At 68.1% G+C, this 21,291-nt stretch carries 24 protein-coding genes; 11 read left to right on the top strand and 13 right to left on the bottom strand.

The features are described from left to right. Positions 1-26: 26 nt before the first annotated feature. The 4 genes from rpsG to ACFFJC_RS07510 form a co-directional block, all read right to left on the bottom strand. On the bottom strand, positions 27-497 hold the full coding sequence (gene rpsG, locus ACFFJC_RS07525; RefSeq protein WP_379486881.1) for a 30S ribosomal protein S7: 471 nt from the start codon (positions 495-497) through the stop codon (positions 27-29). A 92-nt stretch (positions 498-589) separates the two neighbouring features. Further along, on the bottom strand, positions 590-961 hold the full coding sequence (gene rpsL / locus ACFFJC_RS07520) for a 30S ribosomal protein S12 (RefSeq protein ID WP_007011879.1): 372 nt from the start codon (positions 959-961) through the stop codon (positions 590-592). Between the two features lie 513 nt (positions 962-1,474). Next, positions 1,475-2,197 carry a 4-carboxy-4-hydroxy-2-oxoadipate aldolase/oxaloacetate decarboxylase gene (locus ACFFJC_RS07515; RefSeq protein ID WP_379486880.1) on the bottom strand — a complete coding sequence of 241 codons (723 nt, stop codon included), beginning with the start codon at positions 2,195-2,197 and terminating at the stop codon, positions 1,475-1,477. Next, positions 2,194-3,138: a hydroxyacid dehydrogenase gene (locus ACFFJC_RS07510; RefSeq protein ID WP_379486879.1), complete on the bottom strand. Its 945-nt coding sequence runs from the start codon at positions 3,136-3,138 to the stop codon at positions 2,194-2,196. The genes ACFFJC_RS07515 and ACFFJC_RS07510 overlap by 4 nt, the downstream gene beginning before the upstream one ends. 169 nt (positions 3,139-3,307) lie before the next feature. On the opposite strand from ACFFJC_RS07510, the gene ACFFJC_RS07505 reads away from it, so the two are divergent. After that, a complete protein-coding gene (locus ACFFJC_RS07505) occupies positions 3,308-4,231 on the top strand; it encodes an SMP-30/gluconolactonase/LRE family protein (RefSeq protein WP_379486878.1) in 924 nt (307 codons plus the stop codon). A 52-nt stretch (positions 4,232-4,283) separates the two neighbouring features. Here the strand turns inward: ACFFJC_RS07505 and ACFFJC_RS07500 are convergent, their stop codons facing one another. From ACFFJC_RS07500 to ACFFJC_RS07485, 4 genes are all read right to left on the bottom strand, one after another. After that, positions 4,284-4,931: a LirA/MavJ family T4SS effector gene (locus tag ACFFJC_RS07500; RefSeq protein ID WP_379486877.1), complete on the bottom strand. Its 648-nt coding sequence runs from the start codon at positions 4,929-4,931 to the stop codon at positions 4,284-4,286. Positions 4,932-5,006: 75 nt separating this feature from the next. Beyond that, the gene (locus tag ACFFJC_RS07495; RefSeq protein WP_379486876.1) at positions 5,007-5,426 is read right to left on the bottom strand and encodes a GlcG/HbpS family heme-binding protein; all 420 of its coding nucleotides are present in this window, start codon (positions 5,424-5,426) and stop codon (positions 5,007-5,009) included. A gap of 83 nt (positions 5,427-5,509) precedes the next feature. Continuing rightward, positions 5,510-6,226 (bottom strand): GntR family transcriptional regulator, encoded by a 717-nt coding sequence (locus tag ACFFJC_RS07490; RefSeq protein ID WP_379486875.1) that lies wholly within the window; start codon positions 6,224-6,226, stop codon positions 5,510-5,512. 122 nt (positions 6,227-6,348) lie between these two features. Continuing rightward, positions 6,349-7,908, bottom strand: a complete 1,560-nt coding sequence (locus ACFFJC_RS07485) for a GNAT family N-acetyltransferase (RefSeq protein WP_379486874.1) — start codon at positions 7,906-7,908, stop codon at positions 6,349-6,351. A gap of 138 nt (positions 7,909-8,046) precedes the next feature. Between ACFFJC_RS07485 and ACFFJC_RS07480 the strand changes: the two genes are divergently transcribed. Next, entirely contained in the window at positions 8,047-8,319 is a 273-nt protein-coding gene (locus tag ACFFJC_RS07480) for a hypothetical protein (RefSeq protein WP_379486873.1), read from the top strand. A 2-nt stretch (positions 8,320-8,321) separates the two neighbouring features. On the opposite strand, the gene queF is transcribed toward ACFFJC_RS07480, so the two are convergent. After that, positions 8,322-8,786: a preQ(1) synthase gene (gene queF, locus ACFFJC_RS07475; protein ID WP_379486872.1), complete on the bottom strand. Its 465-nt coding sequence runs from the start codon at positions 8,784-8,786 to the stop codon at positions 8,322-8,324. A 167-nt stretch (positions 8,787-8,953) separates the two neighbouring features. Between queF and ACFFJC_RS07470 the strand changes: the two genes are divergently transcribed. The 3 genes from ACFFJC_RS07470 to ACFFJC_RS07460 all read left to right on the top strand — a co-directional run bounded on the left by ACFFJC_RS07470 (position 8,954) and on the right by ACFFJC_RS07460 (position 12,474). After that, on the top strand, positions 8,954-10,150 hold the full coding sequence (locus tag ACFFJC_RS07470; protein ID WP_379486871.1) for a hypothetical protein: 1,197 nt from the start codon (positions 8,954-8,956) through the stop codon (positions 10,148-10,150). A 72-nt stretch (positions 10,151-10,222) separates the two neighbouring features. Further along, positions 10,223-11,434: a cystathionine beta-lyase gene (metC, locus tag ACFFJC_RS07465; protein WP_379486870.1), complete on the top strand. Its 1,212-nt coding sequence runs from the start codon at positions 10,223-10,225 to the stop codon at positions 11,432-11,434. Further along, positions 11,422-12,474, top strand: coding sequence for a mechanosensitive ion channel family protein (locus ACFFJC_RS07460; protein ID WP_379486869.1), 1,053 nt, complete (start codon positions 11,422-11,424; stop codon positions 12,472-12,474). The genes metC and ACFFJC_RS07460 overlap by 13 nt, the downstream gene beginning before the upstream one ends. Positions 12,475-12,504: 30 nt before the next feature. Here the strand turns inward: ACFFJC_RS07460 and ACFFJC_RS07455 are convergent, their stop codons facing one another. Together ACFFJC_RS07455 and ACFFJC_RS07450 are read right to left on the bottom strand one after the other, a co-directional pair. Beyond that, positions 12,505-13,398, bottom strand: a complete 894-nt coding sequence (locus ACFFJC_RS07455; protein ID WP_379486868.1) for a GGDEF domain-containing protein — start codon at positions 13,396-13,398, stop codon at positions 12,505-12,507. Positions 13,399-13,735: 337 nt separating this feature from the next. Further along, positions 13,736-14,416 (bottom strand): helix-turn-helix domain-containing protein, encoded by a 681-nt coding sequence (locus ACFFJC_RS07450; RefSeq protein ID WP_379486867.1) that lies wholly within the window; start codon positions 14,414-14,416, stop codon positions 13,736-13,738. A gap of 172 nt (positions 14,417-14,588) precedes the next feature. On the opposite strand from ACFFJC_RS07450, the gene cobA reads away from it, so the two are divergent. The 5 genes from cobA to ACFFJC_RS07425 are packed head-to-tail and all read left to right on the top strand — an operon-like array spanning position 14,589 to position 18,583. Continuing rightward, a complete protein-coding gene (gene cobA / locus ACFFJC_RS07445; RefSeq protein WP_379486866.1) occupies positions 14,589-15,389 on the top strand; it encodes a uroporphyrinogen-III C-methyltransferase in 801 nt (266 codons plus the stop codon). After that, positions 15,386-15,682 (top strand): DUF2849 domain-containing protein, encoded by a 297-nt coding sequence (locus ACFFJC_RS07440; protein ID WP_379486865.1) that lies wholly within the window; start codon positions 15,386-15,388, stop codon positions 15,680-15,682. The genes cobA and ACFFJC_RS07440 overlap by 4 nt, the downstream gene beginning before the upstream one ends. After that, on the top strand, positions 15,682-17,316 hold the full coding sequence (locus ACFFJC_RS07435) for a nitrite/sulfite reductase (RefSeq protein WP_379486864.1): 1,635 nt from the start codon (positions 15,682-15,684) through the stop codon (positions 17,314-17,316). Before ACFFJC_RS07440 ends, ACFFJC_RS07435 begins: the two co-directional genes overlap by 1 nt. Then, entirely contained in the window at positions 17,309-17,743 is a 435-nt protein-coding gene (locus ACFFJC_RS07430) for a DUF934 domain-containing protein (protein ID WP_379486863.1), read from the top strand. The genes ACFFJC_RS07435 and ACFFJC_RS07430 overlap by 8 nt, the downstream gene beginning before the upstream one ends. Before the next feature lie 21 nt (positions 17,744-17,764). Next, positions 17,765-18,583, top strand: coding sequence for a phosphoadenylyl-sulfate reductase (locus ACFFJC_RS07425; protein ID WP_379486862.1), 819 nt, complete (start codon positions 17,765-17,767; stop codon positions 18,581-18,583). Positions 18,584-18,622: 39 nt separating this feature from the next. Here ACFFJC_RS07425 and ACFFJC_RS07420 read toward each other — a convergent pair whose 3' ends face one another. Continuing rightward, the gene (locus tag ACFFJC_RS07420) at positions 18,623-19,240 is read right to left on the bottom strand and encodes a hypothetical protein (protein ID WP_379486861.1); all 618 of its coding nucleotides are present in this window, start codon (positions 19,238-19,240) and stop codon (positions 18,623-18,625) included. 185 nt (positions 19,241-19,425) lie between these two features. Here ACFFJC_RS07420 and ACFFJC_RS07415 point away from each other — a divergent pair, with 185 nt between their 5' ends. Beyond that, positions 19,426-20,640, top strand: coding sequence for an MFS transporter (locus ACFFJC_RS07415; RefSeq protein WP_379486860.1), 1,215 nt, complete (start codon positions 19,426-19,428; stop codon positions 20,638-20,640). A gap of 4 nt (positions 20,641-20,644) precedes the next feature. On the opposite strand, the gene ACFFJC_RS07410 is transcribed toward ACFFJC_RS07415, so the two are convergent. After that, positions 20,645-21,193 (bottom strand): dihydrofolate reductase family protein, encoded by a 549-nt coding sequence (locus tag ACFFJC_RS07410; protein WP_379486859.1) that lies wholly within the window; start codon positions 21,191-21,193, stop codon positions 20,645-20,647. Positions 21,194-21,291: the final 98 nt, after the last annotated feature.

Genomic DNA, 21,291 nt, shown 5'->3' with positions numbered 1-21,291 from the left:
CAGTCATCCGGGCGACTACACCGGCATTACCAGCGGTAGTGCGAGAAGGCGCGGTTCGCATCCGCCATGCGGTGCGTGTCTTCGCGCTTCTTGACCGCGTTGCCGCGGTTGTTGGCAGCGTCGAGCAGCTCGCCCGACAGACGCGCGGCCATCGTGGTCTCCGGGCGGTTGCGCGCCGCGGTGATGAGCCAGCGGATGGCGAGAGCCTGGGCACGCTCGGGGCGGACCTCGACGGGGACCTGGTAGGTCGCACCGCCGACGCGGCGCGAACGGACCTCGATCTGCGGCTTCACGTTGTTCAGCGCATCGTGGAACAGCTGGACCGGATCGGCCTTGGCGCGGGTTTCCATGGTCTCCATGGCGCCATAGACGATCGATTCGGCGACCGACTTCTTGCCGTCGAGCATGAGGTTGTTCATGAACTTCGACAGGACCTGATCTCCGAACTTCGGATCAGGCAGGATTTCCCGCTTCTCGGGACGACGACGACGTGACATCGTGGATATTCCTTGTTCTTTCGGGCGGGAGCGTGAGCGTCACCGGCCGGTAAATCGTGTACCGTGCGAGGCTGCATGCCCCGCGGGCCGGCTTACTTCGGACGCTTGGCGCCGTACTTCGAACGGCTCTGCTTGCGATCCTTGACGCCCTGCGTGTCGAGCACGCCGCGCAGGATGTGGTAGCGAACACCGGGAAGGTCGCGGACGCGGCCGCCGCGGATGAGCACGACCGAGTGCTCCTGCAGGTTGTGGCCTTCACCCGGGATGTACGAGATGACTTCGCGGCTGTTGGTCAGGCGCACCTTGGCGACCTTGCGGAGAGCCGAGTTCGGCTTCTTCGGGGTCGTGGTGTAGACGCGGGTGCAGACGCCACGCTTCTGCGGGTTCTGCTCCATCGCAGGGACCTTGGACTTGGCCTTCTGCGGCTCGCGGCCCTTGCGGACCAGCTGGTTGATCGTGGGCATCTATACTCTTCTTTCAAATGGGAGTGCGATGGATTCGCACCGACACGTCGGCGCGGACCCGTCGCACCCCGGCAGGTTACCGGGCCGGCATGGCTCAGCGCGAAGGAAGAGGAGATGCGGTCGTCACGTGGCGCCGGACGGTGAAGACCCGATGCCCCTGCCGGGCTGGCGGTCTTGCACCGGCCCCGGAAGGCCGCACACGTGAGCCGAAAAACACTCCACCCGGCGCCTTGCTGAGCGCTGCCGGATTACTTTGCCATCCCCTCGCTCAGATCCGCCCCCCGCGCCGACGATTCGCCGGATGGGGAACGGTTCTCTTTCCCTCGAACCGAGGAAAAGCACCGGAATGACAATGTTCAGCTCTATGTCGCCTAGCGGGAGGACCCGCAAGCGATGCGCGCCCTTACGGGATAGGGCGCCGCAGGTCAAGCGATCGGCGGGCGCGGCCCGTCCGAGGGGGCTGGAAGAGGCCGACCGGCCCGGTAGGAACCGGTCGACCTCCCTGCATGGACCTTAGCGGTCCTCCTCCCAGGTGCAGTCCTTGATCTCTATGCCCAGACCCTCGACCAGGTCACGCATGCCGAGGATGTCGAAAAGCACCTCGCCCTCGCCGATGCGGCGGCGGAACTCGACCTCCTTGGCAGCGCGGGCCTCGGCATGGGTCACCGCCAGCTCCAGCAGCGTGCGCGGGATCACCAGCACCCCGTCCGAATCGCCGACGATGACATCGCCCGGTTCGACCAGCACGCCATCGACCACGAGCGGGACGTTGACGGCGGCGGGCCCGCGCTTCTTGGGGTGCTCGACGGAGACGGCGGTCGACCAGACCGGATAACCCAGTTCGCGAATAGCATCGACGTCGCGCGTGGCGCCGTGGACGACGGTGCCGGCCAGACCCTTCTTCTTCGCGAAGGTACAGGCGACGTCGCCCCACAGCGCGCCCTGGTGGCCGCCGCCATTGGTGAGCACCAGCACGTCGCCCGCTTCGGCGGTGTAGAGCGCAGCGTGGATGGCCAGGTTGTCGCCGGGGAAGTTCCAGGCCGTCACCGCCGGGCCGCAGACCTTCTGGCCGGGCGCGATCGGGACCATGGCGGGGCTCATCAGGCACATGCGCCCCGCGATCTCGCCCAGCCCTTCGTGCAGGTCGGCGATGCCGAACTTGGCGGCACGGGCGAGGAGCGCCGGGTCGGGGCGGGAAATCTTGCTGTAGATCACGGACTTGACGGGCGCGGTCACGGGAGAGCCTCCGGGTTGAGCAGGGTGGCGGGAATCTCGCCGCGGCTGACGGTGTCGATGACGGCGGCGACGTTGAGCGCCATGTCCTTCATTCCCGCTTCGGTGACGCCCGCAACGTGCGGAGAGAGCAGGCAGTTGGGCAGCCCGAACAAGGGATGGCCGGCGGCGGGCGGCTCATCGGCGAAGACGTCGATGCCCGCTCCGGCGATCTGCCCGCTGCGCAAAGCCTCGGCCAGCGCGGCCTCGTTGACGATGCCGCCGCGCGAACAGTTCACCAGGATGGCATGCGGCTTCATCATGCCGAGTTCGACCGTGTCGATCAGGTTGCGCGTGCCCTCGACCAGCGGCGTGTGGATGGAGACGACGTCGCACGAGAGCACGCCCGCCAGGTCGGTAGGCTCGACACCGGCGGCGCGGATCTCTTCTGCGGGCACCATCGGATCGTGGGCCGCGACCCTGGCCCCGAAGCCCGCGCCGCAGATCCGGGCGACCTGGCGAGCGATGCGACCGAAGCCGATCAGCCCCACGCGCGCGCCGGTCAGGTCTCCCAGGCGGATACCCCAGCGCTCGTTCCAGCGGTTCTCCCGCACCAACGCGTCCATGTCGCGCGTTCGGCGCAGCAGGCCGAGCATGAGCGAGACCGCCCCTTCCGCGACGGCCGTGGCATTGTTGCCTCCCGGGGTGTTGGCGACCAGCACGCCCTGCCCCGTCGCCGCCGGGATCGCGATGTTGTCCACGCCGGCACCGTGCTTCACGATGGCCTTGAGGCGGCTCATCTTTCCGAAAATCTCGGGGCCGAGCGGGCTGGTGCGGATGACGAGGACAGTCGTCTGCGCAAGGCGCGGATCATCGGGACCGATCACGTCGTGCGCCGCGGCGATGCGTTCGACGCCGACCGGATGGATCGGATCCACTATGCAGACGAGTTCGCGCGAACCCACCGAAAATCCTCCTCTCAAGGCCGCCGATGTATACCATCCGGGCGAAACCGTGTCCCGGTCGTGGTGAAAGCTCTTTGACCAGGGGTCAAGCCGTAATAGGGCGGAACGGAGTAGACATGTATCCGATCCGGGCCTTTGCCGTCCGGGCGATCACTTCGAGGAGAGGACGATGTTCGCCGCCCCACCCGCCGTCACGGCCGAGGTCTTCTGCCGCATTCCCGACAGGTTCCGCCGCTTCGGCGAAACCAGCGAATGGGCGCAGGTGCAGCTGCACGGCGCCGCGGCGCCCGTCTTCCTCGAAGGGCCCGTCTTCGATGCCGAGGGCAACCTGTGGGTGACCGACATCCCGTGGGGGCGCCTCTTCAAGATCACCCCGCAGGGCGAGTGCGATGTGGGATTCGAATACGATGGCCAGCCCAACGGCATGAAGTTCCTCGCCGACGGTCGCCTGCTGGTCGCAGACCATCACAAGGGCATGGTCATCTGCGATCCCGCCACCGGCGTTTCCGAGCCCTGGTTCGAACGTTACCTGCTGGAGCCGTTCCTCGGCTGCAACGACCTGACCATCGCAAGGAACGGCGACATCTGGTTCACCGACCAGGGCCAGTCCGGCTGGCACAAGCCCAATGGACGCCTCTTCCGCGTCCGCGCCGGGACCCGCCGGCTGGAACTGATGCTGGACGGGATTCCCAGCCCCAACGGCCTCGTGCTCAACAAGGCCGAGACCGCGCTCTACCTCGCCGTCACGCGCGCCAATGCCGTGTGGCGCTGCCCTCTGGTGAACGGGGGCGAGGTGATCTCCAAGGTCGGCACCTACATCCAGATGTCGGGCGGATCGGGTCCGGACGGGCTGGCGATCGACGCCCACGACAACCTGGTGGTCTGCCACGTCGGCTTCGGCGCGGTGTGGCTGTTCTCCGACCGGGGCGAGCCGCTGCTGCGGATCGACGTGCCGGAGGGCCGCTACACCACCAACGCGGCGTATGGCGGACCGGGCAACACGTGGCTGTTCTTCACCGAATCGAGCACCGGCACCGTCTACAAGGTGGAAATGCCGGTGCCCGGGCGGGAGATCTCCCCGGCGACGATCTGAACCGGCTTCGTCCAACCCTGTTCAGTCGGCCCGGGGCTGCGAGCGCGAGATCTCACTTGCGCTCGTAAGGTTCCTTGCCGTTGGAGCACGCATAGAGCGCCGGGTACTCCGCCTTTAGGAAGGTTCCGCAGAACCACTCAGGCATGGTGGCATTGTTGACCCGTCGTTCCTCGTTATCGAGGAGGAAGTCCCAGAAGCTTTGCCCCAGGAACATGGGAAGCTTGTAGACGGAAACCGATCCTTCCTGCTGCTGCTCCATCGCCTTGTAGAGAGTCGACATGGGCCAGGTGAAGGTTTTGGGGTTCTTGTCGGCATAGGCGGCCATCATCGCCCACTGGATGCGGTGCGTCGAGCGCCCGTGGATGTGGTTGACAAAGGTGAGATCGTCGATCGTCCGGCCGGAGGACGTGAAGCTGAAGAAGGCTTGCGGCGTGAGGCCTTTGCGCACCGTGGCGACGTAATAGTCAAAGCCCTTGGTGAGCTCGTAGTTCTGAAGGCTTATGAGGAAGGCCGAGGTCGACGCGAGGGTCAGCTGGTAGCACAAGGCGTCCAGCGCCTGGCGGGTGTGGGCCTCGCTGCACAGGACCTGGTACATCATCCTGTAGTCGGCCCGGTACTGCGGCGTGAGATCGAAGGTGTCGAAAGAATTGAGATCGGGACCCGTCCACATGATCGTCACCCCCACTTCGGCCTTTTTCACTGACCTACGTAGTACCCCCTAGCGCGGATCAAGTATTCTGCAAATAGAGATCGCGTGAGAACTTGCAGGGACCCGTCATCCGGCCGCAAGCCCGGCCGCCGCGATCCCGGCCAAGGCGGCTTCCTCGTCCTTGTCCGAGAGATCCCCGCTGACCCCGACCGCACCCAGCAGCCGCCCTTCCCCGTCGCGCACCAGCACGCCGCCCGCCGCCGGGATCAGCCGTCCGTGCCAGGCGGCGGAGAGCGCGGCCATGAACTGCGGGCGGTCGGCGGCCATGTCGCCCAGCTTGCAGCTGGACATGCCCATGGCGAGCGCCCCTGCCGCCTTGCCGCCCGCGATGTCGGGACGTCCGTAAGCCGATCCATCCTCGCGCTCCATGGCGACGAGGTGTCCGCCGGCGTCGAGCACGACCACCGTCAGCGGATTGAGGTCCATCGCCCGGCCCTTGGCACGAGTGGCGGCAATGACGGTACGGGCCTGGTCGAGGCTGATCATGGAGCGGAACCTTCAAGGTAAAGGGAAGCGGCCCTCTGCCTAGCCCGCACTCGCAAGGCTGTTCAAGTGTTCAATGTATCCGATCAGACCAGCGGATCGCCCAGGGAGGGATAGGCGGCGGCATCGTTGCCGGCTCCGCCCAGCAGGGTGCCGTAGCGCACCAGTCCCATCCGGGTGCGCCGGATATGCATGACCAGCGCGGCTTGGGCCGTCTCCACCTCGCGCTTGGCGACGGCGTCGTACATCAGCTGGTGCTCGAGGTCGTGCGTGCGCACGCCGCCCTGAGCGGCGCTGCCCATCGCCAGCTTCATGTAGGCGCGGCGGTAGCTCTGCGTGGTATCCCAGACCCGCTCGACGATCTGGGCCAGCAGCGGCGTCGAATGGCGGCGATAGGTGATCCAGTGGAACTCGCGGCCGAGCGCGATCGCCTCGTCGATGTCGGTGACGCCTTCATTGCGTTCCATAACCGCGCGCAAGTCGGCGAGGTCCTGGTCGGTGAGGTGGGGGACGCTGTCGGCCAGTAGCAGCGGTTCGATGCGCTCCCGGATCTCGTACGACACTTCCAGGTCGCGGCGGGTCAGGCTGGTGACGCGCGCGCCCGCGTTGGCCCTCATCGTCACCAGGCCGCGCGCCTCCAGCATCCGCAGCGCGTCCCGCACGGGGATGCGGCTGGTCGCCAGCTCCTCCGCCAGCTCGTCCTGCTTGATCCGCGCGCCGGGCGCGAGGTCGCCCGAGAGGATGCGCTCGGCGAGGATGTCGGCAACGCGCTGGCTGGCGACGATGGACTGGTCTTTGATCATGGCGGGCCCGTCTATGGTATACGATCGCGCATAGACGCTTGCGCGCCCTGCGCCAACCGCTGTGCGATGCCGTCTTCAGCCCGGCAGCGGCGCTCCGGCGATGAACGGCGCTTCTGCCTGCCTCAGTGTTGGGCCCACTCCACCCGGTAGAGATCGAAGCGCCGATCCTTGAGGTTCTGCACCGCACCGGACTGGCGGGCGGTCAGCAGGGCATCGAGGCTGAGGTCGGAGATCGCGATGGTCTCGGTGTTGGGCGCGGTGTCGGCGGCGACACCGTCGCGGGCGAAGGGGAAGTCGGAGGGCGTGAGGATCGCGCTTTCGGCGTAGTGGACGTCCATGTTCTCCACATTGGGCAGGTTGCCCACGACGCCCGAGGTGACCACGTAGCACTGGTTCTCCACCGCACGCGCCTGGCAGCAGTAGCGCACCCGCAGGTAGCCGCGGCGCTCGTCGGTGCAGAACGGCACGAAGAGCATCAGCGCCCCCTGGTTGACGAGGTGTCGCGCCAGCTCGGGGAACTCGCTGTCGTAGCAGATCATCACTCCGATGGGGCCGCAATCGGTCTGGATCACGTTGGCGCCATAGCCGCCGCGGATGTTCCACCAGCGCCGCTCCGAGGGGGTGGGATGCAGCTTCTCGGTCTGGTGCACGGCGCCGTCGCGCAGGAAGGTGTAGGCGATGTTGCGGATCTCGCTCTTCCCGCCGCGCAGCTTCACGCGGGTGGGATGCGAGCCCCCGATGATGTTGATGTTGTAGCTGACCGCCATGCCCTGCATGAACTCGACGAAGCGCTCGGTGTAAGTGGCGACCTTCTCGATCGCCTGGGCAGGCTCGAGCTTGGTGCCTTCGATCGAGAGCAGTTCCAGCGTGAACAGCTCCGGGAAGACGACGAAGTCGCTCTGGTAGTCGGAGGCGACATCGATCCAGTACTCCACCTGCGCCTCGAACTCGTCGATGGTCTCGATCTTGCGCATCATGAACTGCACCGTGGCGACGCGCACGCTGGAGGGGACCCGCTCGCGCAGGCCCGGGACGGCCTTGCCGGTGTCCGGCGGGGCCAGGGGGTTGGTCCAGAACATCAGGACCGCGTTGCCACCGCTCTCCCGGTCGGTCGGGATGTAGTCGGGCAGGATTTCGCGCGGTTCGTAGCCCTCGTTCATCTGGAAGTTGATGACCTGGTCGCGGACCTTCTTGTCCTTCACGGCCTGCAGGTAGTCGGCCGGGTCGGGGTACTGGCGCTTGCGACGGGAATAGCCCGGCATGCGGCCCGCGAAGGCGATTCCCTTGAGCTCGAAGTACTCGCAAACCTCCTTGCGCTTGCGGTAGAGCCGCTGGCCGATGCGCAGGCGGCGATAATCGGGATCGACGCAGACCTCGAAACCGTAGAGCACGTCGCCGTCGGGCGCGGGAGGCCGGCCGTAGCCGCCGTTGCTGATCTCCTCCCACGTATGCGGGCGGAACGCGAGTTCGGAGGTGACGATCATCGTGGCGCAGTGGCCGACGATCTTGCCTTCGTACTCGGCCACGAACTGGCCTTCGGGGAAGTTGATGACCTGCCCCCGGATCTCGGCGCGGGTGAAGGCGTCGGCCTTGCCATAGACCTTCACGGAGAGGCGGGCGATCGCCGGGGCATCGGCGACGCCGGCCTGGCGGATGATGAGCTTGGCTTTGGTCTGATCCATGTCCGCCCTCTACCCGCGAGCAGGCGCTATGTTCCAGCAGGTCGCAGCCATCCCCCTGACGGGACTCGGCTTTTTCTCGCCTCGCCGGGATACAAGCGGCGGTGACTCCCGTTGTCTTGGCAAGGAAGGAGACAATTGATGAGCGCCACCCTTTTCGCACTCGCGCTGTTCGCCTGTTCGGACGACGGGACCGAGTGCCAGCGTCTCGCGACTCCGATCCAGACCTACGAATCGCGCGCCCAGTGCGACGCCGGCCTTGATGCGGCGCTCGACACCGAGGCCGCGCGCAAGGCCGAGGCCCCGACCGTCTACGCGCAGTGCCTGACGAGCCGCCAGATGGCGTCCATCGGCAGCGGCACGATCGACCTGACCCGCGTCAACGGCGCCCGCTTCGCCAGCGCCGGGTACTGAGTTCAGCCCCGGCCGCGGTAGCCAGGTACGCCCTGGTCCGGCACCCATAGCCCGGCGGGCGGTGCGTCGGACTGCCAGAACACGTCGATCGGAATGCCGCCGCGCGGATACCAGTAGCCGCCGATCCGCAGCCAGCGCGGCTTCATCTCGTCCAACAGGCGCTGGCCGATGCCAACCGTCACGTCCTCGTGGAACCCGCAATGATTGCGGAACGAGCCGAGGAACAGCTTCAGGCTCTTCGATTCGACGATGCTGGCTTCGGGCGCATAGTCGATGACGAGGTGCGCGAAATCGGGTTGGCCGGTCACCGGGCATAGCGAAGTGAACTCCGGCGCGGCGAAGCGCACGAGGTAGAGGCTGCCCACGCGTGGGTTGGGCACGTAGTCGAGCACCGCCTGCTCGGGCGAGGCCGGGAGCGCGCTCTGCTGGCCGAGGTGAAGCGGCATGGAAGAAGACGTGTCGTTCATGGCTGCGCCATGCCGCCAAGCGGCCTCGAAGACAAGGCGGCGCGACAATCGTCCGCCCGACAGGCGAAACGACTTGCCGCCCGCCGACTTCGCATTAACACGCCGTTCACAGCCTGTTGGGCGAAGACCAGAGGACCATGAGGGGCAAGCATTCCATCTTCACGGGCATGGCTGCGACAGCCATGCTCTTCACGTCGGCCGTGATCCCGGTGGCCAAGCCGGCGCGCGCGCAGTCCGCCGAGACATGGAGCCTGCCGCCGCCCTCCTCCGCAGCCACCGGGACCGGCGCGCAAGGGCCGGTGGACGCACAGAATCCCGTGCTTCAGCCCCGGAACCCCCAGCCCTCACGCGTTCCGCCCTCGCCCGTGCCGACGATCGTGCCGCCGGCGCCGCGGGTGTCGCCCTCGCCCGTTCCGGCCCCGAGCCGGACGCCTGCCGCGCCCTTGCCCCGCCCACGCGCAGAGCCGCCGCCGGCCACGCCCACGGCAGCCACGCCCCCGGCGGCCCCGCCCGTCGCGGGAACGCCGTCGCCCGAGCCCGAAGCCGCGCCTCAGCCCTCCCCAGCACCGTCTCCGGCACCGGGTGCGACCGCTTCGCCTCCGGTCGAGGATCTGCCGGCGCCGGCCGCGCAGGACGAGGGCTCGCCGTGGTGGTGGTGGGCGCTGCCGGCGCTCCTCCTCGCGCTCGGCCTCACGGCAGTGGTCCTGCATCGCCGCCGGCCGGGCAGGCAGGTCGATACGACCGAGCCCATCTCCGCCGCGGACGAAACCCTGCCCGCAACGGAGGCGCCACCGCCCACTTCAGCGCCAGCGCCCACGCTACCGGCCGCGTCACGGGCCTCCTCGGCGCCCGCTGCACTCGACCTGGCGTTCGAACCGGTGTCGCTGCGCCTGTCGCTCGTCTACGCCACGCTGCGCTATCGGGTGACGCTGACGGCGGGCGTGGACCTTGCCGGCGGGCACTTGCTGGGCGACCTGATCGGCGCGCACGGATCGCTTACGCCGGACGAGCAGCTTGCGCCCGCGGAGGAGACGCTGACGCGCCTGGGCGCCCTTCCCACGCTGCTGGCAGGCCAGACCACGATCCTGTCGGGCGAGGTGCAGGTCCCGCTCGGCGCCATCCGGGCCGTCAGCCGCGGGGCGGGGTCCTACTTCATCCCGCTGGTGCGCCTGGTGGTGGCCGGCGCGCAAGGCCCGGTGTTGCGGCGCGTGTTCACCGTGGGAGCCCCCGGCGCGGGCGCCGGGCTGGCGCCCATCCGGCTCGACACCGGCCCGCGCGAGCTGCGCGAGCTGGCCGCGCGCGAGGTGGAGGCGGCGCGCGATCATCCCTTGCCGTCGGCTCCCGCCCGCCGCGCGGCCGGCTGATCCCTTCCCATCGCACGATTTCCTTGGACCGCGGATTGCCCTAGGGTTCGGCGGTCAGACGCGGAGACCACATTGGACGACAGCAAGCGGCATCCCGAGCTTGGGGAGGCAACCCGCATCGTCGGCGCGGGACGGCGCAGCGAATGGACGGGCGCCGTCGTGAACCCTCCGGTCTGGCGCGCCAGCACGCACCTCTACGAGGACACCGCCGCGCTTTTCGCGGGCACGCGCAGCAACGCGGACGGGCGCTTCTTCTACGGCCGCCGCGGCAGTCCCACGCAGTGGGCCCTGGCCGAGGCGCTGACCGCGCTGGAACCCGGCGCCGCCGGCACGGTGCTCTATCCTTCCGGAGTGGCGGCCATCGCCGGCGTCATGCTCACGCTGCTGCGGCCGGGCGACGTCGTGCTGATCAGCGACAACGCCTACGATCCCACCCGCGCGATGGGCAAAGGGCTTCTGACCGACCTCGGCGTCGAGCCGCGCTTCTTCGATCCGCTCGACCTGACCGCGTACGAGGCGCTGTTTTGCGAGCGGACCCGCGCAGTCCTGCTGGAAGCCCCCGGCAGTCTCTCGATGGAAGTTGCGGACCTGCCGGCGCTCGCCGCCATCGCCCGGGCGCGGGGCGCGATCTCAGTGCTCGACAACACCTGGGCCAGCCCGCTCGGCTTTCCGGCGCTCGCGCGCGGGATCGACATCGCGCTGATGGCGCTGACCAAGCATGTGGGCGGCCATTCAGACCTCATGATGGGCAGCGCCAGCGCCGGCCCGGACCTCTACACCCGCCTGCGCCAGCGGGCACAGCAGCTCGGCACCGTCGTCTCGCCGGACGACGCGGCGCTCGCTCTGCGCGGCCTGCGCACGCTTCACCTGCGGCTGAAGCACGAGACGCAGAGCACGCTCGCCATCGCCCAGTGGCTGCAAGGACGGGAGGAAGTGGCGCAAGTGCTCTGCCCCATGCTGCCGGGCGCGCCGGGCCACGAGACCTGGAAACGCGACTTCACCGGCGGCGCGGGCCTGTTCAGCTTCGTGTTCCGTGGCGGGGATGCGGCGGCGCGCAACCGCTTCGTCGATGCCCTCACCCTGTTCGGCATCGGCTATTCGTGGGGCGGGTACGAGAGCCTGGCCCTGCCGATCGAGCCGTCCGCCTATCGCAGCCGCATGCCCTGGCCGCCCGGGCTGGCCGCGAACGAGGACCGCCACGGCGTGCGCCTGTCCATCGGCCTCGAGGATCCGGCCGACCTGATCGCCGACATCGAGCAGGCGCTGGCGGCATGGCGGGCGTGACGGCCCCGCTTGCGACGGCGAGCGCCGCGCCGGCTCCCGGCCCCACGGCCACGGCCACGGCGGTCGTGGTCGAGCAGCCGGTGGCGGGTGCCGACGGCATCAAGACCATCGTCGCCGCGCGCAGCGACACCTTCGGCGACATCGCCAATACCCTGGACAGCCTGGCGGTGCATATCGGCAGCACTCGGTTCTCCTTGTGGGACCTCGGCGTCGTGATAGCGGTGCTGGCCATCGTGCTCAGTGCCGCCTGGGGCGCCAGCCGCCTGGCGAGCCGGTTGCTCGCCCGCACGCGGCTGGACCTGACTCAGCGGCTGCTGACCGAGAAGATGGTGAGCCTGGTCATCTGGGCCATCGCCATCCTCGTCGGCATCGACGTCCTCGGCATCGACCTGACCGCGCTCACGGTGTTCTCCGGCGCCTTCGGCCTCGCGATCGGGTTCGGCCTGCAGAAGACCTTCGGCAACCTGATCGCGGGCATCATCCTGCTGATGGACAAGTCCATCAAGCCGGGCGACGTTATCGCCATCGCCGACCAGAGCGGGCAGTACACCTTCGGCCAGATCCGCCGGATCGGCATCCGCGCGGTGTCGCTCACCACGCGCGACCAGAAGGAATACCTGATCCCCAACGAAAACCTGATGATCAACCAGGTCGAGAACTGGTCCTATTCCAGCCGCAACGTCCGCATCCAGGTCCACGTGGTGATCCCGTATGCCTGCGACATCGAACTGGCGGAGCAGCTCATGCTGCAATCGGCCCGCTCGGTGAAGCGCGTGCTGGTGGCGCCGCCGCCCACGGTGTGGCTGGACAGCTTCGCCGACAACGGCGTCGCCTTCGTCATCCACTGCTGGATCACCGATCCGGAGGAGGGCGTCGGCAACGTACGTTCGGATGTGCTCAAGACGCTATGGCGGCTGATGCGCGAAAACGGCATCAAGGTGCCCTACCCGCAGCGGGACCTGAACTTGCGCGAGAGCGAGGGGCTGCGCGATCTGATCGAAGCCGTGCGCGCCCGGCCCGCCGGAGACGAGCGGACCTGAGCGGCCCGGGCGCTTTCCCGCGGCGGCGCATCAGCCGGTCGCCAGGCGCGCGCCCTTCTCCATCTCCAGGCGGTTGCGCCCCTTGGCCTTGGCCACGAACAGCGCCATCTCCGCCCGCTCCATGGTGGAATCGAGACTGGTTTCGATCCGCGCGACGCTGGCGCTCGCGGTCATGGTGAAATGGCTGTCGCCCACGGGCTGCTTGAGGTCGGCCAGCGTGGTCACCACGCGGCGGCAGATGGCCTCGGCCTCCTCCGGCGAGACCCGGGGCAGCAGCACCGCGAATCGCTCGGAGCCGATGCGCGAGATGATATCCTCGGTCCGCAGCATCTCGCGCAGCAGATCCGCGAAGACCGTCAGCACCCCGTCGCCGACGCTCTGGCCGTACTGCATGTTGATCGTCCGGAAGAAATCGATGCTGAACAGCGCCAGGCACCCGTCCATCCGCGCTGCCAGCATATGCTCGAGCATGGAGACGAAGGCCGTGCGATTGGTGAGGCCGGTCAACGGATCGCTATAGGTGGCGGTGAAGAGCTGTTCGCTAAGCGACCGCAGCTCGTCCACGCTGCGCATCACCCCGAGCGCACCATAAGGCGTGCCATCGTGCCGCAGCAGGGCACGCAGTCGGATCTCGAACCAGCGCCTGCGGTTGTCACGCCCGATCGCCGGAAATTCCACCCAGCCGACGTCCTCCCCCGCCATGGCCCGCGCATGGGCCCGCGCCACCAGCGGCCTGGCCTCCGCTACCACGAGATCGAGCAGGTGCGGGCCCACCGGCGAACCGGGTTCACGCTCGCCCAAGTCGGCCAGCGCTGCGGTGGCATGAACGATGAAGCCGTTCGGATCGGTCTTCAGGATCACGTCGGTCGTGCTCTCGGCCAGCATTCCGTAGAGCACCGAGCTTTCCTGGAATGTAAAATTCATGCCCATGATTGCGCCCCGATGCCTGCCTTGGCTGGATCCGAGTGTCTTGCCGTATAGGCGGCCGCATTCGAATCTGCCCGAATGCCTCTTCCGTAGAACACTGCGCGGATGAAATTAATAACGTTAACCACGATAGGCTGCGGTTACCCAAGATATTCGAAGTAAGTTGATTAAACTAACCGCTTTAACAATGAAGGCGTAACACTCTATTTACCATTGCCAGTCTTGGTGCTTACGCGCGCAGCCCGCCATCGTTCCGGAAGATGATCGCAGGTCGTCCGAATGGTTGTTCCGCCGCACTGGCGGGACATGCGTGCAGCCGAAGTCCGCCCCGGACCTAGAGCTCGATCATGATCCGGACCTTGTCCGGCGTGGTCTCCACGGCGGCGGCGATCTGATCGCGGCAACGGCCGATCAGTTCGGACAGGCCCGGCGGCGTCCGGTTCGGGCGTAGCTCAGACGCGTCCACCCCAAGCGCCTCGGCAATCGCCTCGAGGCGCTCCTCGATCGGACGGGCGCGCCCCTGCTCCCATGCCCATACCGTCGGCTTGCTGACGCCAAGCCGCGTGGCGAGTTCGCCCTGCGTCAATCCGCGAAGCTTGCGCAAGCGGTGCAGGCGCTCGCCCAGGCTCTCCCCACCGATGGCGCTCGGCCGGGCGATAGCCGGAGCGGCCCCAAGGCCCAGCTCTGTCTGCACCGCGCTGCGCAGCTCGGCGGCCCGTAGCGTCGCTGCGGGAATCGCCATTTCGAAGGCGCAGCCGTAAAGTGACCCGCTCGCCCACACCACGCGCGAGCGCACCTGCGGCGCGTCGGGAAGGTCGAGCTCGATGGCTTCACCGATCTCCAGGGCGACCCGGCTCTCCAGCAGCACGCCGGTTTCGGAGAAGTTGTGAACGATGACCTGCGTAGATTCGCCCGATTCTAGCGCGCCCTGCGTTTCGAGCAGCAGCCGTCTGCGCTCCGAACGCGCGTGCCCCCCGCTCTCGCCGGTTGCTTCAAAATGGGCCGCAATCGGCATCGTATCGTCTCCTTGGTGAAGCGAACGTCCACTGGTGCGGTTAAGATTTGGTTATCCTGTGGCGAGACGCGTCGACAGCACGACCCTCCGGCGCGGGCCATAAAGCTCGCCTTAGCCCCCGCGAAGCCATTCTGGCTGGCCTTGCGGCGCCCGGATCGCCATCTGCGCCAGCATGGCAGCGAATCCCCCTTCCACCACTTCCGCGGCACGGGTGGGCACCGTCCATCTGGTCGGCGCCGGGCCCGGCGATCCGGACATGCTGACGCTGCGCGCCGCACGCCTGATCCTGGGCGCATCGCTGATCGTCCACGACGGCCTCGTCGATCCCGCGATCCTGGCGATGGCGCGGCCCGGGGCGCGGCTGGTCTCGGTCGCGAAGAGCCGATCGCGCCATACCATGAAGCAGGACGAGATCAACGCGCTGCTGGTACGCGAGGCGCTTGCCGGCAAGGACGTGGTGCGGCTGAAGGGCGGCGATCCGTTCATCTTCGGTCGCGGCGGCGAGGAGGCGCAGGCCTGCCGCGCCGCGGGGGTGCCGGTGCAGGTGGTGCCCGGCATCTCCGCCGCGCTGGGCGCTGCGGCCGCGGCGCAGATCCCCCTGACCCACCGCGACCATGCCTCGATCGTCAGCTTCGTCGCGGGTCAGTGCAAGGGCCTGTCGGACCAGGACTGGTCGGGGCTCGCGGGCAAGGGGCGAACGTTGGTGATCTTCATGGGCCTCGCCACGGCGGCGCAGATCACCGAGAAGCTGATGGCTGACGGCCTCTCGCCCACGGTGCCGGTGGCCGTGATCGAGAAGGCGACGCGCGCCGACATGCGCGTCCTGCGCAGCCGCCTGGCCGGGCTTGCCCACCTGGTCGAAAGCGAAAGGGTGCAAAGCCCGGCGCTTATCGTTATCGGCGACGTCGCCGCCGACACGAGCGAGGCGGCGGACAACACCATTCGCGCCCTGGCGCTGGAGGCAGTACAGTGAAGATCCTGACAGGCAACGACCTGAAGACGGGGGCCGTCGTCTGGTGGACCGGCGTGGGCTGGTCGCTCGACGTGAACGACAGCGCCGACGTGGGCGACCATGGCGCCGCGATCATCGCGCGCGAGGAAGGCGTGCAGAACGTCTTCGCCGCCTATGTCGTGGACGGCGCGCGCACCGACGAAGGGGTGCGGCCCTCGCATATCAAGGAGCGCATCCGCGCGCTCGGGCCCACCGTGCGTCCGGACCTCACGCTCAAGCCCTCCGACCCCGACGCGATCAACTGGGTGATCTGATGTACAAGTATGACTCCTACGATCAGCAGATGGTCGACACCCGCGTCGCGGAGTTCCGCGACCAGGTCCGCCGCCGCATCGCGGGCGAGCTGACCGAGGACCAGTTCAAGCCGCTGCGCCTGCAGAACGGCCTCTACCTCCAGCTCCACGCCTACATGCTGCGCGTGGCGGTGCCCTACGGCACGCTGAATTCGAAGCAGATGACGCTGCTGGGCGACATCGCGGACAAGTACGACCGCGGCTACGGCCACTTCACCACGCGCCAGAACATCCAGTACAACTGGATCAAACTGGAGGACACGCCCGACATCCTTGCCGAGCTGGCGAAGGTGGAGATGCATGCCATCCAGACCAGCGGCAACTGCATCCGCAACATCAGCTCGGACCAGTTCGCCGGCGCCGCGGCCGACGAGATCCTCGACCCGCGCCCCTATGCCGAGCTGCTGCGCCAGTGGTCGAGCTTCCACCCGGAATTCCTCGTCCTGCCGCGCAAGTTCAAGATCGCCGTCATCGCCTCCGAGAAGGATCGCGCGGCGATGCGGCTGCACGACATCGGCATCAAGATGGTGAAGAATGACGCCGGCGAGATCGGCGCCCAGTTCTACGCCGGCGGCGGCATGGGCCGCACTCCGATGATCGCCCCGCTGATCCGCGACTTCGTGCCGCTTACGCAGCTCATCACCTATGCGGAAGCGTGCCTGCGGGTCTACAACCGCTACGGCCGGCGCGACAACAAGTTCAAGGCGCGCATCAAGATCCTGGTCCACGAGCTGGGCCGCGACGAATACGTGCGCCAGGTCGAGGAGGAGTTCGCCCACCTGCTCACGCAGCCGATCGAGCCGCCGCTGGCAGAGCTGGAGCGGATCAAGGCGCACTTCACCGGCCCCGCCTTCGAAGCGGGCCTGTCGGATGCGCTGGACCTGTCGGATCCCGACTTCCGCCTCTGGGTGGAGCGCAACACCACGCCGCACAAGCAGCCGGGCTACATCGTCGCGACGGTCAGCCTCAAGCCGGTGGGCGGCATCCCGGGCGATGCCTCGGCCGACCAGATCCGCCTCATGGCGCAGCTCGGCCGCGACTATTCGTTCGACGAGCTGCGTGTGACCCATGCGCAGAACATCGTGTTCCCGCACGTGCGCAAGGCCGACCTCTACACCGTCTGGAAGGCGCTCGACGAGGCGGGCCTCGGCACCGCCAACCTCGACACCGTGGGCGACATCATCGCCTGCCCCGGCCTCGACTACTGCAGCCTGGCGAACGCCCGTTCGATCCCGGTGGCGCAGAAGATCTCCGAACGCTTCGGCACGGTCGAGAAGCAGGCGCAGCTCGGCGAGCTCAAGCTCAAGATCTCGGGCTGCATCAATGCCTGCGGGCATCACCACGCGGGCCACATCGGCATCCTCGGCGTCGACAAGAAGGGCCTGGAAAACTACCAGCTCCTGCTCGGCGGCAGCGAGGGCGCGGACACCTCGCTGGGCCAGATCACCGGCCCCGGTTTTACCGAGGACGGCGTCGTCGACGCGATCGAGAAGGCGACGCAGGTCTACCTCGCCAACAAGCAGGGCGAGGAGCGCTTCCTCGATACCTACCGCCGCATCGGCATGGCCCCGTTCAAGGAGGCGCTCTATGGTTGACGTCCAGTTCCGCTTCCGTGACGACGAGGCCGTCAACGATCCCGCCGTCACCGTGGACTCGTTCTCAGAGCAGTCCAACGCCACCGCCGTCCGCATCGAGCCGGGCGACAACGCCCGCGCGCTGCTGCCGTACCTCGACCGCATCTCGCTGGTGGAGGTGAGCTTCCCCGTCTGGACCGACGGGCGCGGCTATTCCTCCGCGCGCATCCTGCGCGAGGCCGGCTACCGGGGCGAGCTGCGCGCAGTGGGCGACCTGGTGATCGACATGCTCGGCCACCTCCAGCGCTGTGGCTTCGACGCCTTCGCGCCCGACAAGACGCTCAACGAGGCCGATGCCAAGGCCGCATTCGGTCGCTGGGAGAACGTCTACCAGGCGACCGCCGTCGACGGTCGCCAAGCCATCTGGGCCAAGCGGCACCCCGCCTGAGGCCGAAAGGGAACCCGTCCCATGTTCCGTACCGAAGCTGACCAGACCGATCGCATCCGCACCGTCGACCGCATCGACACCGGTCCCCGGTTCACCGAGGCCGACGCGGTGCGTCTCAACCGCCTGTTCCGTGGTGCTGATACGAGCGAGATGCTCGAGACGCTGCTCAAGGAGCGCATGGCGGGCGAGGTGGCTATCGTCTCCAGCTTCGGTGCGGAAAGCGCCGTCCTGCTCCACCTCGTCGCCAGCGTGGACCCTGGCGTGCCGGTGCTGTTCCTGGATACCGGCAAGCACTTTCCCGAGACGCTGGCCTATCGCGACCAACTCGTCGCCCGACTGGGCCTGACGGCGCTGCGCAACCTGACGCCCGATGCGGCAGAGATCGCCAAAAAGGACGAGAACGGCCTGCGCTGGTCCTGGGACCCGGACGGCTGCTGCGAGATCCGCAAGGTCAAGCCGCTCGCCCAGGCTCTGGCGGGCTTCGATGCCTCGTTCACCGGACGCAAGGCGTTCCAGGCGGCGACCCGCTCCAGTCTCCCGCGCTTCGAGATCGACACCAAGGACAGCCAGGGCCGGCTCAAGATCAACCCGCTGATCGACTGGTCGCCCGAGCGCCTGGCGGCGTACATCGCCGAGCACGACCTTCCCGCGCACCCGCTGGTCGCGGAAGGCTACCCCTCGATCGGCTGCATGCCCTGCACCAGCAAGGTCGCGCCCGGCGAGGATCCGCGCTCGGGCCGCTGGAAGGGCTGGGACAAGACCGAATGCGGCATCCACGTCCCCGGCAAGGACGAAGGCGGATCAAGCGAGCTGCCCCCGGGCTTCGACCCGGTGTTCTGATCGCCGGCGCTCTCGCTGCGCGGCAGCGGGAGCCGGCGATCAGGCCGGGTGCGGCATGTTCTTGGGCACGTAGCCCATGCGCGACAGCTCGTGCGGCAGGAAGCCGTGGTCGGTCACCCACAGCGAATCGCGCCGCAGGTCAGGGTCGGAGAGGCCCGGGATGAAGAGCTGCTTGAGCCCGAGTTGCCCCGCCAGCCTGCCGTCGAGGTAGTCGGCGCCCTTCTGCCCCGTCGCCGGCGCGCCCGGCCCTTCGTAGGCGAGCAGCGGGCGAATCACCCGCGCCTGCACCACCGTCGTCATCGCGCCCCAGTCCAGCGGCACGCAGCACAGGCGGCGCATCGCCATCGGCACCGAAATCCCGGCCGAATCGGCGTGGCGCTCGACGATCTTGTACTGCTCGAACTCCAGCCACCACTCGCCTGCCGCAACCTGCGGGATGAACACCGAGGAGCCGAAGCGCACCAGCACGGTGCCGAGCGCCAGCTGCCGCAACTGCGGGTCGACGATCCCGCCATTGGTAATCATCGCCATCTCGATGCCGCGGTCGGAGGTGACCACGTCGGTATATCGACGCTCGGGATTGATGTCGGACTTGTAGCCGGTCGCCCGGATGCGGGTCTCGGGGCGGTTGAACCAGTGCTCGTTGGCAAACGACATGAACGTCTTCTCCCTGGTGACGCGAAGTCATGCCGATCATGCGGAGGTTTTTGCGAAGGGAAAATGACGAAGAGCGTCAGGTGCGAATTTCCGCGACGATGCGCAAAGCTCACTTCGGCGTTGCGGCCTTTGCACCTTCCCATGGCTGGCATTGCAGCGTCCCAATTTCTATTGTGCAATGCAATATGACTCAGCCGCCCCTTCCCTCCGCCGTCGCGCCGTCCCGCACCACGCATCCCGCGCTCGTCACCCTTGCCCTCGCCATGGGCGCCTTTGCCATCGGCACCACCGAATTCGCGGCCATGAGCCTGGTGCCGTTCTTCGCGCGCGACCTCGGCCTCAGCGAGCCCGAGGCCGGTCACGCGATCAGCGCGTATGCGCTGGGCGTGGTGGTCGGCGCGCCGGTGATCGCGGTGCTCGCGGCGAAGCTGGAGCGGCGCACGCTGCTCATCGGGCTGATGGCGCTGTTCGCGATCGGCAATGGCCTCTCCTCGCTCGCCTCCAGCTATCCGCTGCTGCTGCTCTGCCGGTTCGTGAGCGGATTGCCGCACGGCGCCTACTTCGGCATCGCGGCGCTCGTGGCCGCCTCGATGGTGCCGGCCAACAAGCGGGCGCAATCGGTCGCAATGGTCATGTCGGGCCTCACCGTGGCCACCATCATCGGGGTTCCGGTCGCCAACTGGCTGGGCCAGACGCTGGGCTGGCGGGCGGGCTTCGCGGTGGTCGCCGGCCTGGCGGTGACCACCATGGCGCTCGTCGCGCTCTATGCTCCCCGCCAGCCTGCCGATGCAGAGGCCAGTCCCTTGCGCGAACTCGGCGCGCTGCGCCGCCCGCAAGTGCTGCTCACGCTGCTGACGGGCGCAGTCGGCTTCGGCGGCCTCTTTTGCGTCTACACGTACGTCGCCTCGACAATGATCGAGGTCACCGGCGTGTCGGAGCGGTGGGTGCCCGCCGTCCTCGCCGTGTTCGGCGTCGGCATGACGGTCGGCAACCTGTTCTGGGCCTGGTCCGCCGACCGCGCGCAGAACCGCGCCGCGATCGGGGCCCTGCTGGTCAGCGCGGCCTCGCTGGCGGCCTTCTCGCTGCTGGCGGGCAACGTCTGGACCCTGGCCGCGGTGGTGCTGGTGATCGGCTTCGGCGGCGGCCTCGGCACGATCCTGCAGACCCGCTTGATGGACGTCGCGGGCGATGCCCAGGCGCTGGCGGCTGCGGCCCATCACAGCGCCTTCAACCTTGCCAATGCGCTGGGGCCGTGGCTGGGCGGCCTGGCGATCAGCGCCGGCTACGGGCTGACCTCCACCGGATGGATCGGCGCCGGGCTGGCGCTGGCCGGGCTGGCGATCTTCCTCGTCACGATTTCGCTTCACCGCGCCGAGACGCCGGAGCTCGTCGCCGCCTGAACGGTCAGCCGTCGAGCCGGCGCTCCAGGTGCATGTGGACGGCGACGGTCGTCGTCTCCATCCGGGCGACGTAGTAGTTCTCCACGGGGATGTCGGCGGTAAAGAGCGGCGCACCGGCACCCACCGTGCGCGAGACCACGCGCAGCAAGATCTCGTCCGCCTCGCCCGTGCCCAACGCCGCCTCCAAGGAGCGCGCCTCTCCCAGCACCAGCACGGCCTTGTCCCCGGCCGCGGCGCGCGCGGCGCGGAAGGCGGCGGGATAGCTCTCGACGAAGTGCACGGGCGCCGGCGCGGCTTCGCTGCGGGTGCGTGGAGGACGCCGTTCGTCGACCACGAACACCGGGACGCGCGAGTCGTGCGCCCGCTCGATCCCGCCGGCATGCGCGCCGGCGTCCAGGCACGCGCCGCTCATCACCAGGGCGCCGCAGGCCTGCTCAAAGCTCTCCGGCAGCCCCGACGCGCCGCGTTCCTCGGCGGGAAGCACGCTGCGTCCCCGGGCGTCGGCCCAGAAGCCATCGAGGCTGGTGGTGGCATCGACGATCATTCTGCCCATCTTCGCGCTCCCGTTGTCGCCGGCGCAGCCGGGCCCTCGGTGGTAACGGCGCCAACAGCCCACCCGCGCCCCGAGTTGCCGCACCGTTGCCGCGACTA

Origin of the sequence: Novosphingobium soli (assembly GCF_042432915.1) — a bacterium.
GTDB lineage: Bacteria > Pseudomonadota > Alphaproteobacteria > Sphingomonadales > Sphingomonadaceae > Novosphingobium > Novosphingobium soli.
This window is presented reverse-complemented; position numbering and strand designations above follow the sequence as displayed.

What these genes read in the sequence shown, in the direction of transcription:
- ACFFJC_RS07460 (WP_379486869.1), top strand. Translation starts at nt 11,422, where the DNA reads ATGGCGGGCGTGACGGCCCCGCTTGCGACGGCGAGCGCCGCGCCGGCT.
- ACFFJC_RS07505 (WP_379486878.1), top strand. Translation starts at nt 3,308, where the DNA reads ATGTTCGCCGCCCCACCCGCCGTCACGGCCGAGGTCTTCTGCCGCATT.
- ACFFJC_RS07485 (WP_379486874.1), bottom strand. Translation starts at nt 7,908, where the DNA reads ATGGATCAGACCAAAGCCAAGCTCATCATCCGCCAGGCCGGCGTCGCC.
- cobA (WP_379486866.1), top strand. Translation starts at nt 14,589, where the DNA reads ATGGCAGCGAATCCCCCTTCCACCACTTCCGCGGCACGGGTGGGCACC.
- ACFFJC_RS07470 (WP_379486871.1), top strand. Translation starts at nt 8,954, where the DNA reads ATGGCTGCGACAGCCATGCTCTTCACGTCGGCCGTGATCCCGGTGGCC.
- ACFFJC_RS07420 (WP_379486861.1), bottom strand. Translation starts at nt 19,240, where the DNA reads ATGTCGTTTGCCAACGAGCACTGGTTCAACCGCCCCGAGACCCGCATC.
- ACFFJC_RS07495 (WP_379486876.1), bottom strand. Translation starts at nt 5,426, where the DNA reads ATGATCAGCCTCGACCAGGCCCGTACCGTCATTGCCGCCACTCGTGCC.
- rpsL (WP_007011879.1), bottom strand. Translation starts at nt 961, where the DNA reads ATGCCCACGATCAACCAGCTGGTCCGCAAGGGCCGCGAGCCGCAGAAG.
- ACFFJC_RS07490 (WP_379486875.1), bottom strand. Translation starts at nt 6,226, where the DNA reads ATGATCAAAGACCAGTCCATCGTCGCCAGCCAGCGCGTTGCCGACATC.
- ACFFJC_RS07430 (WP_379486863.1), top strand. Translation starts at nt 17,309, where the DNA reads ATGGTTGACGTCCAGTTCCGCTTCCGTGACGACGAGGCCGTCAACGAT.
- ACFFJC_RS07415 (WP_379486860.1), top strand. Translation starts at nt 19,426, where the DNA reads ATGACTCAGCCGCCCCTTCCCTCCGCCGTCGCGCCGTCCCGCACCACG.
- ACFFJC_RS07435 (WP_379486864.1), top strand. Translation starts at nt 15,682, where the DNA reads ATGTACAAGTATGACTCCTACGATCAGCAGATGGTCGACACCCGCGTC.
- ACFFJC_RS07450 (WP_379486867.1), bottom strand. Translation starts at nt 14,416, where the DNA reads ATGCCGATTGCGGCCCATTTTGAAGCAACCGGCGAGAGCGGGGGGCAC.
- ACFFJC_RS07425 (WP_379486862.1), top strand. Translation starts at nt 17,765, where the DNA reads ATGTTCCGTACCGAAGCTGACCAGACCGATCGCATCCGCACCGTCGAC.
- queF (WP_379486872.1), bottom strand. Translation starts at nt 8,786, where the DNA reads ATGAACGACACGTCTTCTTCCATGCCGCTTCACCTCGGCCAGCAGAGC.
- rpsG (WP_379486881.1), bottom strand. Translation starts at nt 497, where the DNA reads ATGTCACGTCGTCGTCGTCCCGAGAAGCGGGAAATCCTGCCTGATCCG.
- ACFFJC_RS07455 (WP_379486868.1), bottom strand. Translation starts at nt 13,398, where the DNA reads ATGAATTTTACATTCCAGGAAAGCTCGGTGCTCTACGGAATGCTGGCC.
- ACFFJC_RS07480 (WP_379486873.1), top strand. Translation starts at nt 8,047, where the DNA reads ATGAGCGCCACCCTTTTCGCACTCGCGCTGTTCGCCTGTTCGGACGAC.
- ACFFJC_RS07410 (WP_379486859.1), bottom strand. Translation starts at nt 21,193, where the DNA reads ATGGGCAGAATGATCGTCGATGCCACCACCAGCCTCGATGGCTTCTGG.